Below are 13,812 nucleotides of genomic sequence, written 5' to 3' on the forward strand. Positions count from 1 at the left end.
GGTGGTTAGGTTTATGAAACAAAGTAAAATGTTAATTCCTACATTAAAAGAAACACCAGCGGATGCTGATACATTAAGTCATCAATGGCTAATGCGTGCTGGATTTATTCGACAGAACTTCTCAGGCGTATATAGTTATTTACCATTAGGTAAGCGTGTACTTGATAAAATTGAGCGCATTATCCGTGAAGAAATGGATGCGATTGGAGCAAATGAACTCTTAATGCCAGCGATGCAATCAGCTGATTTATGGAAAGAATCGGGTCGTTGGGATAAAATGGGAGCTGAACTAATGCGGCTTCATGACCGTCATGAACGTGAATTTGTTCTTGGGCCGACCCATGAAGAAGTTGTCACTAGTATGATTCGTGATGAAGTGAAAAGTTATAAAAAACTACCATTAACCCTTTATCAGATTCAGACAAAGTTTCGTGATGAACGGCGTCCTAGGTTCGGATTATTAAGAGGCAGAGAGTTTATTATGAAGGATGCATACTCATTCCATGATTCAGATGAAAGCTTGGATACGTATTATGAAGAAATGTATGATGCATACAGCAGAATTTTCACGCGTTTAGGTCTTAATTTCAGAGCTGTTATAGCAGATTCAGGTGCAATGGGTGGAAAGGATACTCACGAATTTATGGCATTATCAGAAATTGGTGAAGATACCATTGCATTTTCGTCAGTTTCAGATTATGCAGCTAACATTGAAATGGCAAAAGTGCCTGATTACTATCAATCACCAAATGAAGAACCAAAACCACTTGAAAAAGTAGCAACACCTAATCAGCGTACAATGGAAGAGGTAGCGAATTACTTAGATCATGATTTAGATCAAGGTTTAAAATCACTTCTATTCAATGTTGATGAAGAATTCGTTTTGACGGTGACCAGAGGCGATCATGAAGTAAATGAGATTAAGCTTAAGCACCATTTAAACGCAGATGAGGTTACTTTGGCGACTGAGGATCAAACACAAGACGTATTAGGTGCTTATTTTGGTTCGATTGGTCCTATTGGGGTTAAAAATGACGTTAAGATCATTGGTGATTTTGCGGTGCGAGCTGTATCTAATGCAACATGTGGAGCGAATGAAGATGGGTATCATTTCATCAATGTAAATCCATCCCGAGATTTCGCAGAAATAGAATTTGCAGATATTCGGTTCATTAAAGAAGGGGATCCTTCACCGGACGGTCAAGGTGTCATCCAATTTGCAGAAGGCATTGAGATAGGACAAGTCTTTAAGCTCGGTCAATTTTATGCAGATAAATTAGGCGCTTCGATCTTAAACGATCAAGGTAAGGCTCAAACAGTCACGATGGGCTGTTATGGAATTGGTGTAACGAGAACGATGGCGGCCATCGTTGAACAATTCAATGATGATCGAGGTATCACATGGCCAACACAAGTAGCACCTTACCAAGTTCATCTTCTTGTTATTAATAGTAAAAATGAAGAACAACGTACTCTAGGTGACAAACTCTATCAACAACTTCTAGAAGAAGGTTTTGAAGTGTTGTATGATGATCGTAAAGAACGAGCAGGAGTTAAGTTTGCTGATAGTGATCTTATCGGTATTCCGAACCGTATTACGGTCGGTAAGAAAGCGTCAGATGGGATTGTTGAATATAAAGACAGACAGACAAATGATCAATCTGAGCTCCATGAGTCAGATATTAATGCATTTTTAAAATCACGAATGGATAGATAGAGCTACTTTAGTTTAAGACACAAAAAACCCTTGTCGTATTTTTGGCAAGGGTTTTGCCACTCTATTTGATTAACAGATTTGGAGGAGGAACAATGAGTTTATCCAATCATGAAAAAATGCAATTGCTATTACAACAAATTAATTTAGACGAGAGCGACCAACACACTTATTTTGCGCAAGCACAATTAAAAAAATTAATTGTAGATCAAGCCAATAAAAGTTGGCATTTTATCTTTTTTATCCCTAAAGTATTACCTTTTCAAATCTTTCGTTTGTTCCGTTTGAAATTACAAGAAACGTTTAAAGAGATTGCATCTGTTACATTATCGATTGAATATGAAGATGCAGCAACTGATGCAGAAAATATGTGTGGTTATTGGAATGATTTTATTCATATCGTCACAGACTTATCACCTGCTTATGCTGATCTTTTGAAAAACCAAGCACCTAAAGCGGATCAGCAAAAAATTGTTTTGACTGCAAGAAACCAAACAGAGGCAACGGTAATAAAAAACCGTTTATCTGATCGATTTAAGCGTTATTGCGTAAATATAGGCATTCCTGCATGGCCACTGGAAGTTAATGTTGAATCAATAGAAGAGGATGTTACAAAGTTTAAAGAACAAAAGGCATTAGAAGATCAAATGCTTGTTAAAAAGGCAATTGAAGATAAAGAACAACAAACTTCTCAATCAAAAGAGAAAGCAGAAAAAGGGCCATTGATGATTGGTTACCCCATTAAAGAATCGCCTATTGCGATGAAAGAAGTCGTTGACGAGGAAAAACGAGTAATTCTACAAGGGTATGTTTTCGATTGTGAAGTGAGAGAATTAAGATCAGGTCGTCATCTTCTGATGATTAAAGTGACCGATTATACTGATTCATTCTCATTAAAAATGTTTTCGCGTGGAGAAGAAGACCAAGAAAAGTTTAAAGACGTAAAGACGGGTATGTGGATTAAAGCTAGAGGTGCAATTCAAACAGATACGTTCGCTAATGAATTAACGATGATGTTGAAAGATATTAATGAAATTAAGCCAACCATTAAAAAAGACCTCGCAGAAGCTGGTCAGAAACGTGTTGAATTACATGCTCATACGAACATGAGTCAGATGGATGCGGTTGTTTCACCTAGTAAACTTGTGGAACAGGCAGCCAATTGGGGTCATGAGGCAATGGCTATTACGGATCACGCTGTAGCGCAATCATTCCCAGAAGCACATGCAGCGGGTGAGAAGCATAACGTCAAAATGCTTTATGGGGTTGAAATTAACTTAGTTGATGACGGTGTTCCTATCGCTTATAACGAACAGGATATTCAACTAGAAGATGCCTCTTATGTTGTGTTTGATGTTGAAACGACAGGTCTTTCAGCTGTTTATGACACAATTATAGAGCTCGCCGCTGTTCGAGTTAAAGATGGTGAAATCATTGAGCGATTTGAACGCTTCAGTAATCCACACGCACCTCTTTCTCAAACGATTATTGACTTAACGGGAATTACAGATGACATGTTAAAAGATGCCCCAGAAGTGTCTGAGGTACTAACTGAGTTTAAAGAATGGATTCAGGACGACATATTAGTTGCTCATAATGCAAGTTTTGATATGGGCTTTATTAATCAAGGTTTCGAACAACATGGGATTGAAAAGGCAAGCAACCCAGTTATTGATACACTTGAATTAGGTCGATTTATATTACCACAACTAAAAAGTCACCGCTTAAATGTATTATGTAAACATTATAATATTGAATTAACTCAACACCACCGTGCAATTTATGATACGGAAGCTACAGCCTATTTAATGACAAAACTCATTAAAGAATCTAAGGAAAAAGGCATCGAAAATCATAATCAATTCAATCAGCACATGGGAGAAGGAAATGCCTATCAACGAGGGCGTCCCCACCATGCGACACTGTTAGCTCAAACGCAAGAGGGATTGAAGAACTTATTTAAAATCATTTCTCTTTCACACATTGATTATTTTTACCGAGTTCCACGTGTACCAAGGTCTAAACTTGTGAGCCACCGTGAAGGAATTATCGTAGGTTCTGGGTGTGATAAGGGTGAAGTCTTTGAAACGATGATGCAAAAATCAGCGGATGAAGCATTAAAAGTGGCTCAATTTTACGATTATATCGAAGTTCAACCACCTGCTAATTATTATCCTTTGATTGAGCGAGAATTGGTTCAAAATGAAGCGCAGCTACTCGATATTATTAAAAATATAGTCGAGTTAGCCGATCAATTAAACAAACCTTGTGTCGCAACGGGTAATGTTCATTACTTAGAAGAACAAGACAAAATTTATCGAGAAATTTTATTGAAATCTCAAAGTGGTAATCCACTTAGCCGTCAACCATTGCCTGATGTTCCATTTAGAACAACAGATGAGATGTTAAAAGCCTTTGATTTCTTATCGGATGACAAAGCTTTTGAGATTGTAGTTACCAACACTCAAAAAATAGCTGAACAAATAGACGATGTCACACCTGTAAGAGAAGACTTATATACGCCAAACATTGAAGGAGCGGATCAAGAAATTAGAGATATGAGTTATGAATTCGCTCATAACTTATATGGGGATGAATTGCCTTCTTTAGTAGTGGAACGAATGGAAAAAGAGTTAAAGAGTATTATTGATAATGGGTTTGCCGTTATATATTTAATCAGTCAAAAGTTAGTTAAGAAGTCATTGGATGACGGTTATCTTGTTGGGTCACGTGGTTCGGTTGGTTCTTCACTCATTGCGACATTTACAGAAATTACAGAAGTGAATCCACTACCACCGCATTATGTTTGTCCTAAATGCCGAAATCATGAATTTTTCACAGATGGCGAAGTCGGAAGTGGTTTTGACTTACCGGATAAACCATGCCCAGAGTGTGGAACAGAGTATCACAAAGACGGTCAAGACATACCGTTTGAGACTTTCTTAGGTTTTAAAGGTGATAAAGTACCTGATATTGATTTAAACTTCTCTGGTGCCTATCAACCTGTTGCACACAATTATACAAAAGTGTTATTCGGTGAAGATAAAGTCTATCGTGCAGGAACCATTGGAACCGTTGCAGAAAAGACGGCGTTTGGCTATGTGAAAGGTTATGCCAATGACCACGAATTATATTATAAAAATGCAGAAATCGAACGTTTAGTTCAAGGTTGCACTGGAGTGAAAAGAACAACAGGTCAGCACCCTGGAGGTATTATTGTAGTACCAGATGATATGGATATTTATGATTTTACCCCTATACAATATCCAGCAGATGATCGATCATCTGAATGGTTAACAACACATTTTGATTTCCACTCCATCCATGATAATTTACTAAAGCTTGATATATTAGGACATGATGATCCCACAATGATTCGCATGTTACAAGATTTAAGTGGTATCGATCCAGCAACGATTCCGACAGATGATAAGGAAGTTATGAAAATTTTCTCCTCACCTGAAGTACTCGGTGTGAAATCAGATCAGATCCTTTGTGAAACAGGAACACTTGGCGTACCTGAATTTGGGACACGTTTTGTGCGTCAAATGTTAGAAGATACAAACCCTAACACGTTTGCAGAACTCGTGATTATTTCTGGGTTATCACACGGGACGGACGTATGGCTAGGAAATGCACAGGAACTAATTAATCAAGGTATATGTGAAATTGGTGATGTTATTGGATGTCGTGATGACATTATGGTGTATTTGATGCATAGAGGGTTAGATCATTCATTAGCCTTTCAGATTATGGAGTTTGTACGTAAAGGGAAAGGTTTAAAAGATGAATGGATTGTAGAGATGAAGAAACACGATGTACCTGATTGGTATATTGAATCATGTAAAAAAATTAAGTATATGTTCCCGAAAGCGCATGCGGCTGCGTATGTTCTTATGGCGATTCGTATCGCCTATTTCAAAGTCCATCATCCTATTTTATTCTACGCTGCTTATTTCACAGTTCGAGCGAGCGATTTTGAAATCGATACAATGATTAAGGGTTCAAATACGATTCGAAAACGTGTAGAAGATATTTATCAAAAAGGCAATGATGTAACGCCTAAAGAGAAAAGTTTAGTTGTTGTTCTAGAGCTAGCGCTAGAAATGAATGAACGTGGATTTTCATTTGGTAAAGTTGATCTGTATCAGTCAAGTGCCACTGACTTTTTAGTTAAAGATCAACAACTAATTCCACCGTTTAATGCGATTGATGGTCTTGGAACAAATGCTGCGTTAAATATTGTTAAAGCACGTGAACAAGGTGAGTTCTTGTCAAAAGAAGACTTGCGTGAGAGAAGCCGTATTTCAAAAACAGTTTTAGAATTACTTGACCAACATGGCTGCCTAGAAGGTATGGAAGAAAAGAATCAATTATCGCTGTTTTAGTCTTCTGTTTAGGAACTTGTTTTATCAAGAACTTTATGCTACAATTGATGTAGCTTTAATTGGACGTGTACACTAAGAGAGTGGGTATTTACCCACTCTTTCTTTACAGGTCAACGAATTTGTATCCTGATGGTGATGATCCCTTGTCAATATGGCAAGGGATTTATCATTGCCCATATTATTAAATCATTAAATTTATAATGAAAACAAACTCAAAAACGTAAACTATTAAGGTGATCCAACAGAACTCAATTATGAAAAATGAAAAAGTACGAGGAGGCGATTCGATGAGTTCAAACGTAATTGAAGAAACAGAAAAACTGGTTAAACCCATATTAGACTCTATGGAATTGGAGCTAGTTGAAACTGAATTCAAAAAAGAAGGAAAAGATTGGTTTTTAAGAGTTTTTATTGATAAGCCTGGTGGAGTCGATATTGAAGAATGTGGACGAGTATCTGAACAGTTAAGCGAAGCATTAGACAGTCTTGATCCAATTGATGTGGCGTACTATTTAGAAGTGTCATCTCCTGGTGCTGAACGCCCATTAAAAAAATTAAAAGACGTTAAAAATCATATCGGTCATCAAGTTCATGTTAAATTATATGAGCCATTGGATGGTCAAAAGGAATATGAAGGGGAATTAATAACCGTCGACGAAGAAGATGTCGTTGTTATTGAAATAAAAGAGAAAGCTAAAAAGAAACAGATCGAGATACCGTTTAAAAAAATTGCAAAAGCTCGATTAGCGGTGTCATTTAATTAAAGGAGGAACCATTGTGAGTAAGGAACTTTTTAGTGCCATTCAACATCTTGGCGAGGAAAAAGGAATCGATAAGGATGTATTAATTGAAGCATTAGAAGCGGCTTTGATTTCAGCTTATAAGAAAAACTTTAAATCCGCATCAAATGTTCGTGTTGACCTAAATGAAGAATCAGGAACAATGAAAGTATTATCGCGTAAAGATGTTGTTGAAGAAGTCGAAGATTCAGAGCAACAAGTAAGTGTTGATGAAGCAAAAGCGATTGATCCATCTTATGAAGAAGGGGACGTTATTGAAGTTGAAGTAACGCCTCGTGATTTTGGTCGTATAGCTGCACAAGCGGCAAAGCAAGTTGTGACACAACGTGTAAGAGAAGCCGAAAGAGGTGTCATTTACAACGAATACATTGATCGTGAAGAAGATATCATGAATGGTATTATTCAGCGTGTTGATCATCGCTTTGTCTATGTTAACCTAGGTAAGGTAGAAGCTAAATTATCAGAACCAGAACAAATGCCAACTGATAATTATCGTGTTCATGATCGAATTAAAGTGTATGTGACAAAAGTTGAAAATACAAACAAGGGCCCGCAAGTGTATGTTTCACGTTCACATCCAGGACTTTTAAAACGATTATTTGAAACGGAAGTGCCTGAAATTTTCGATGGTACGGTTGATATTGTTTCTGTTGCCAGAGAAGCGGGGGATCGCTCTAAAATTTCAGTACATGCAGACGATCCTGAAATCGATCCAGTAGGTTCTTGCGTCGGTCAAAAAGGACAACGTGTTCAAACAATAGTGGATGAATTAAAAGGTGAAAAATTAGACATCGTGCAGTATTCAGATGACCCTGTTAAGTATGTTTCAAATGCCTTAAGTCCTTCAAAGGTAACTAAAGTTCTAGTTAATGAAGAAGATAAAGCGACAACAGTGATTGTTCCGAATGATCAACTGTCATTAGCAATTGGTAAACGCGGTCAAAACGCTAGACTCGCTGCAAAATTAACGGGTTGGAAAATCGATATAAAAAGTGAATCTGAAGCAACTGAATCAAATCTTCTATCCGATGAAGCGATAGAAGAGCAAGAAGTGAACGAACCATTATTTGATGAATCACATGATTTGTTTGATTAAGGAGGGCTCTTCTTAATGCCAAAGAAAAACAAGAAAGTACCACTGAGAAAATGTTTAATCACACAAGAGATGAAACCTAAAAAGTCATTGATCAGAATTGTTCGGACAAAAGAAAATGAAGTTTTTGTTGATCCAACGAGTAAGAAGAACGGCCGAGGTGCTTACGTATCAAAAGATTCAAATGTTATTGAAGAGGCGCGTAAAAAACAAGTGATTGAACAAGAGTTTAAGGTGAAAGATATTGACCACATTTATAAGGATCTTTTAGATTTAGTGAATGGTGAAATAGATGAGTAATGAAAAAGCGTTTTTAAACCTGCTAGGTCTCGCCACACGCGCAAGAAAAATATCTCTAGGAGAAGAACAAATCTTAAAGGATATTAAGCGTAAGCAAGCGAAATTAGTATTAATTGCTAGCGACACAGGTTATCAAACACATAAGCGATTGACGGATAAATGTACGTTTTACAACATACCGTATCGAATCGTGACAGACCGCTTAACACTATCTGCCGCAATCGGTAAGGCAGATCGTGTTGCGATCGCAGTGAATGATGAAGGGTTTGCCAAAAAAATGTGTACATTACTCGATTAAAAATATTACGGGGGTGACTGTATGGCTAAAGTAAGAGTATATGAATATGCCAAACAACACAATGTATCAAGTAAAGAAGTAGTAAAACAGTTGAATGATATGGGTATCAATGTATCCAATCATATGACAACGATCACTGATGAAGAAATTGCAAAACTCGATAAAGTTTATCAGTCAAATGACCAAACAGATCAAGAAGAACCTTCTAAGACGGATGAAAAAGAATCAGAAACTATAGTAGATGAGCCAGAACAACCCGAAAAGACGAATGTCATTAAGTATACAGATGGCATCACCGTTACTGAGCTTGCTGAAAAATTAAAAAAAGACACTACGGATTTAATTAAGAAATTAATGTTTTCAGGTGTTATGGCAAATAAAAATCAGGCATTAGAAGATGAAGCCGTTGAATTAATGTGTGAAGAATATGGATATGAAGCAGAAAAAGAAATTGAAGTTGAAAAAACAGATTTACTTCAATATATTGAAGATGATAATGAAGCACAGTTAAAAGAGCGTCCACCAGTCGTTACGATTATGGGCCACGTTGACCACGGTAAAACAACATTATTGGATTCTATTCGTAAAACGAAAGTAACAGATGTTGAAGCGGGCGGTATTACGCAGCATATCGGTGCTTACCAAATTCGAAACAATGACAAGAAGATATCTTTCCTCGACACACCGGGTCACGCAGCGTTTACAAGCATGCGTTCTCGTGGTGCGCAAGTCACTGATATTGCCATTTTAGTCGTTGCAGCAGATGATGGTGTTATGCCTCAAACTGTTGAAGCGATTAACCACGCAAAAGCAGCTGAAGTACCAATTATTGTAGCTGTCAATAAGATGGATAAAGAAGGCGCTAATCCTGATCGTGTTATGCAAGAATTAACAGAATATGAACTTGTTGCAGAAGACTGGGGCGGTGACACAATCTTTGTTCCTATGTCTGCGATTAAGGGTGAAGGTATTGATGACCTACTAGAAATGATTTTACTTGTCGCTGAAGTTGAAGAGCTAAAAGCAAATGCGAATAGACGTGCGGATGGAACAGTCATTGAAGCTGAACTTGACAAAGGTCGCGGACCTGTCGCTTCATTACTTGTTCAAAACGGTTCGTTAAAAGTAGGGGATCCAATTGTTGTCGGTCACACATTTGGTCGTGTAAGAGCGATGGTAAATGATTTAGGAAAACGAATTAATAAAGCAGGCCCGTCTACTCCTGTTGAAATTACGGGTTTAAATGATGTTCCTCAAGCGGGGGATCGCTTTGTAGTATTTGAAGATGAGAAAAAAGCGCGTCAAATCGGTGAATTAAGACAACAAAAACAAATTGAAGAACGTCGCGGTTCACAATCTAAAGTCAGTCTAGAAGATCTGTTTGAACAAATTAAACAAGGTGATATAAAAGATATTAACTTAATTGTAAAAGCTGACGTTCAAGGTTCAGCAGAAGCACTAGCAGCATCACTTAAGAAAATTGATGTTGAAGGTGTGAAGGTCAATATTATTCACACAGGTGTTGGTGCGATTAAAGAATCAGATATTATTCTTGCAAGTGCTTCTAATGCGATTGTTATTGGATTCAATGTTCGTCCAGATAACAATGCTAAAAAGTCAGCAGAAAAAGAAAATGTAGATGTTCGACTACACAGAATCATTTACAAAGCGATTGAAGAGATTGAAGCAGCGATGCAAGGGATGTTAGACCCAGAGTATCAAGAAAAAGTAATTGGACAAGCTGAAGTAAGAGAGACATTTAAGGTGTCTAAAATTGGTACAATTGCAGGAAGTTATGTCATTGAAGGTAAGATCACACGTGACTCAGGTGTGCGTGTCATTCGTGATGGTGTTGTAATCTTTGAAGGTGAGATTGATTCCCTTAAACGTTATAAAGATGACGTGAAAGAAGTAGCAACAAATTATGAGTGTGGGATTACGCTTAAGAACTTCCATGACATCAAAGAAGGCGACGTATTTGAATGCTTTATTATGGAAGAAATTAAACGCTAGTGTTACTTTATGTTGAAGTTGATGGTTTTATTTATGAATCCCATTCACTAAAACAAAAACGCTCTGTTTTAAAACGGTTGATGCTACGATTACAGAATAACTATAATATCACTATTAGTGAGTTAGATCATCATGATTTATGGCAACGTACATTAATTGGTATGGCTGTGATTTCAAATGATCGCGTTCAATGTGAAAAGGTGATAGATCGCTGTTTAGAGTTAATGGATACTTTTGGTGAGATTGAAATTACTCACATTGAACGCCATTGGTTAGACTAAAATTGACATCTTTTATAGGCAGATAAAGAGGTGAGATACATGAGTGAAATGCGAGCTAATCGCGTTGCAGAACAAATGAAAAAAGAGCTCGGAGACATCATCACACGAAAATTAAAAGATCCAAGAGTAGGATTTGTGACGATTACGGATGTTGATGTAACAGGTGATTTGCAACAAGCAACTATTTATTTAACGATTTTAGGTGAAGAGACAGAAGAGCAAGATACGCTCCTAGCGCTGGAGAAGGCTAAAGGATTTATTCGGTCAGAAATCGGACAACGTATTCGACTGCGTAAAACACCTGAATTATTTTTTAAAATTGATGAAACGATTGAAAAAGGTAATCGGATTGAATCATTGTTGCGTGACTTAAAGGAACGTGAAGAATAACCGGACTTAAAACCCTTAGTCTTAAAAAGACAAGGGTTTTATTTTTGCATATTGCTAATCACGATAGGAAAATGAACAAGAGGTGAGTAAGATGAATGGTATTATACCGCTATGGAAACCAATTGGCCTAACTTCCCATGATTGTGTTTTGAAATTGCGTCGACTTTACGGAACCAAAAAAGTTGGTCATACAGGCACTTTAGATCCTGAGGTTGAAGGTGTATTGCCTATTTGTATAGGACAAGCAACAAAAATTGTTCCATATTTAACAGACACAACAAAAACATATCGCGCAGAAGTGACACTTGGAATCGAAACAGATACAGAAGATCAAACGGGAAAAATAATTTCCCAACAATCTGTTGAGACCCCTGTTAATGAAGAAAGTGTTAGAGAAGTTTTAAGCTCGTTTAAAGGAGAGATTAAACAAATAACGCCATTGTACTCTGCTGTAAAAGTCGATGGTAAAAAATTATACCAGTATGCTCGAGAGAATATTGAAGTTAAAAGGCCCATTAGACATGTGAAAGTATGGTCAATTCATTATATTGAAAACTCGTTGAATACACATCCATCTACTCAAACATTTTCATTTGAAGCATGTGTCTCTAAAGGCACTTATATTCGCACGCTTGCAAAAGATATAGGAAAAGCACTAGGTTACCCAGCTCATATGTCTCACTTAGTACGTATTAAAACCGCGGATTTTGACGAAACCAATAGTTTGACACTAGAAGAGTTGAACGTATATAAAGAGAAAGGTCAATTAGAAGATACCCTCCTTCCAATTGAGGCGGGCTTAACACATTTAGCAACTCACGAAGTGACAGAAAGTGAAAAAAATCGAATTGTGTATGGTCAAAAATTGAATCGACCATTAGAATGGAAAGAGAATGTCGTTTATAAAATGACTTATTGTGATCAACTTCTAGCACTCTATCATATACACCCAGATAAAAAAGATCAAATCAAACCTGTGAAAGTATTCAACTAGCCAAACAAAAAAGGAGGGAGATCATTGAGAACGATTCATCTAAGTTATCCTGATCATTTACATGTTGACCATCTGGAATCTTCTGTTTGTGCAATTGGTTTTTTTGATGGTATACATAAAGGACATCAACACGTGATCCAAACCGCAAAAGATGTGGCGCAAAAGTCAAACAAAAAGTTAGCTGTTATGACATTTAACCCTCATCCATTGTCAGTTATCTCAAATGGGAAAAAAGCAGTCAGTTATTTAACGACATTGACACAAAAAGAAGCAATTTTGAATGATTTAGGTGTCGATCTTTTGTATGTAGTTGATTTCAATCATGAGTTAGCACGACTTTCTGCAGAATCATTCATTGATACATTTATTATTCAATTAGATATAACGCACCTCGTATGTGGATTTGATTTTACGTATGGGCACAAAGGTAAAGGGAATGTATCGACATTGCCTGAACATGCTAATGAACGTTTTAGTCTAACTGTTGTAGAAAAGTACAGTGAAGATAATGAGAAAGTCAGTTCTTCATGGATTCGTCAGAAGTTACAAGCAGGTGAAATGCAACAAGTTAAACACTTACTTACACGCCCACTTATGACAACTGGAAAAGTCGTCCATGGCTATAAAAGAGGTCGCTTAATTGGTTACCCAACAGCCAATATTGCAATTGAAAAGAATCAGGCATTACCTAGAACGGGTGTCTATTATGTGACAGTTAAAATTGATGGTAAAGAAATCCATGGCATGGCAAATTTGGGGTACAATCCAACCTTTCAAGATGATGATCTAAATCAATTCATAAAATTAGAAGTTCATTTACTTGATTTTGATGGTCATTTGTATGATCAAACCTTAACGGTCAGCTGGCATGAATTTGTTCGTCCAGAATATAAGTTTGATCATGTCGATCAATTAGTAGAAAGAATTAAACAAGATGAACAAGAAATTAGACAAATTTTTTCTTAATCAGTCGGACTAAGGCTTGCATTTTTAATCAAAAAAGGTTAACCTTATAAACGGAAACCATCTGCTTGGCAAAACGATTCTCCAACGTTTGCTAGGGGATTGGTGTTTTCAAAAGTATATTAGGAGGTGAGACAGGATGGCAATTTCACAAGAACGTAAAAATGAAATTATCAATGAGTTTAAAACGCATGAGAACGATACTGGATCTCCAGAGGTTCAAATCGCTGTCCTAACTGCAGAAATCACAAGTTTAAATGATCACTTGCGTGAGCACAAGAAAGATCATCATTCACGCCGTGGTTTATTGAAAATGGTTGGGAAACGTCGTAACTTATTAAATTACTTACGTAATAAAGACGTTACACGTTATCGTGAATTGATTAAATCATTAGGTTTACGTCGATAATTTACAAAAAAGCGGGAGTGATCCCGCTTTTTCTGTATGTTCATTTCCGAAAAGTTAAAGAGAGCGGTTCAACAAAAAAGTCCTTTCGCTCGATTCTGATCAAAGCAATGGTTTACTAACGATTGTTTTGATCAGGATGGAGCAAGATATGAAGTTGAATGCAAAAGGA

Annotated in this window: 12 protein-coding genes; all 12 read left to right on the forward strand. The window is 37.0% G+C overall.

Annotation, left to right across the window (positions count from 1 at the left end):
- Positions 1 to 13: 13 nt before the first annotated feature.
- Positions 14 to 1,717 (forward strand): proline--tRNA ligase, encoded by a 1,704-nt coding sequence (locus BLR62_RS03150; protein WP_090793072.1) that lies wholly within the window; start codon positions 14 to 16, stop codon positions 1,715 to 1,717.
- A 92-nt stretch (positions 1,718 to 1,809) separates the two neighbouring features.
- Complete coding sequence (locus BLR62_RS03155) at positions 1,810 to 6,102, forward strand: PolC-type DNA polymerase III (protein WP_090793075.1); 4,293 nt, start codon at positions 1,810 to 1,812, stop codon at positions 6,100 to 6,102.
- 287 nt (positions 6,103 to 6,389) lie between these two features.
- Positions 6,390 to 6,866: a ribosome maturation factor RimP gene (gene rimP / locus BLR62_RS03160; RefSeq protein ID WP_090793078.1), complete on the forward strand. Its 477-nt coding sequence runs from the start codon at positions 6,390 to 6,392 to the stop codon at positions 6,864 to 6,866.
- A gap of 13 nt (positions 6,867 to 6,879) precedes the next feature.
- Positions 6,880 to 7,998, forward strand: coding sequence for a transcription termination factor NusA (gene nusA / locus BLR62_RS03165; protein WP_090793080.1), 1,119 nt, complete (start codon positions 6,880 to 6,882; stop codon positions 7,996 to 7,998).
- Between the two features lie 15 nt (positions 7,999 to 8,013).
- A complete protein-coding gene (gene rnpM, locus BLR62_RS03170; protein ID WP_090793083.1) occupies positions 8,014 to 8,295 on the forward strand; it encodes an RNase P modulator RnpM in 282 nt (93 codons plus the stop codon).
- Positions 8,288 to 8,593 carry a YlxQ family RNA-binding protein gene (locus BLR62_RS03175; protein WP_090793085.1) on the forward strand — a complete coding sequence of 102 codons (306 nt, stop codon included), beginning with the start codon at positions 8,288 to 8,290 and terminating at the stop codon, positions 8,591 to 8,593. Before rnpM ends, BLR62_RS03175 begins: the two co-directional genes overlap by 8 nt.
- Positions 8,594 to 8,614: 21 nt before the next feature.
- The gene (infB, locus tag BLR62_RS03180) at positions 8,615 to 10,606 is read left to right on the forward strand and encodes a translation initiation factor IF-2 (protein WP_090793087.1); all 1,992 of its coding nucleotides are present in this window, start codon (positions 8,615 to 8,617) and stop codon (positions 10,604 to 10,606) included.
- On the forward strand, positions 10,606 to 10,887 hold the full coding sequence (locus BLR62_RS03185) for a DUF503 domain-containing protein (RefSeq protein WP_090793090.1): 282 nt from the start codon (positions 10,606 to 10,608) through the stop codon (positions 10,885 to 10,887). Before infB ends, BLR62_RS03185 begins: the two co-directional genes overlap by 1 nt.
- A 39-nt stretch (positions 10,888 to 10,926) precedes the next feature.
- On the forward strand, positions 10,927 to 11,277 hold the full coding sequence (gene rbfA / locus BLR62_RS03190; protein ID WP_090793092.1) for a 30S ribosome-binding factor RbfA: 351 nt from the start codon (positions 10,927 to 10,929) through the stop codon (positions 11,275 to 11,277).
- A gap of 91 nt (positions 11,278 to 11,368) precedes the next feature.
- Positions 11,369 to 12,271 (forward strand): tRNA pseudouridine(55) synthase TruB, encoded by a 903-nt coding sequence (gene truB / locus BLR62_RS03195; RefSeq protein ID WP_090793095.1) that lies wholly within the window; start codon positions 11,369 to 11,371, stop codon positions 12,269 to 12,271.
- Between the two features lie 24 nt (positions 12,272 to 12,295).
- Positions 12,296 to 13,237: a bifunctional riboflavin kinase/FAD synthetase gene (locus tag BLR62_RS03200; RefSeq protein ID WP_090793097.1), complete on the forward strand. Its 942-nt coding sequence runs from the start codon at positions 12,296 to 12,298 to the stop codon at positions 13,235 to 13,237.
- 136 nt (positions 13,238 to 13,373) lie between these two features.
- On the forward strand, positions 13,374 to 13,643 hold the full coding sequence (rpsO, locus tag BLR62_RS03205) for a 30S ribosomal protein S15 (protein ID WP_090793100.1): 270 nt from the start codon (positions 13,374 to 13,376) through the stop codon (positions 13,641 to 13,643).
- The last annotated feature ends 169 nt before the right edge of the window (positions 13,644 to 13,812 follow it).

This window comes from Pelagirhabdus alkalitolerans (assembly GCF_900096905.1).
Lineage (GTDB): Bacteria > Bacillota > Bacilli > Bacillales > Amphibacillaceae > Pelagirhabdus > Pelagirhabdus alkalitolerans.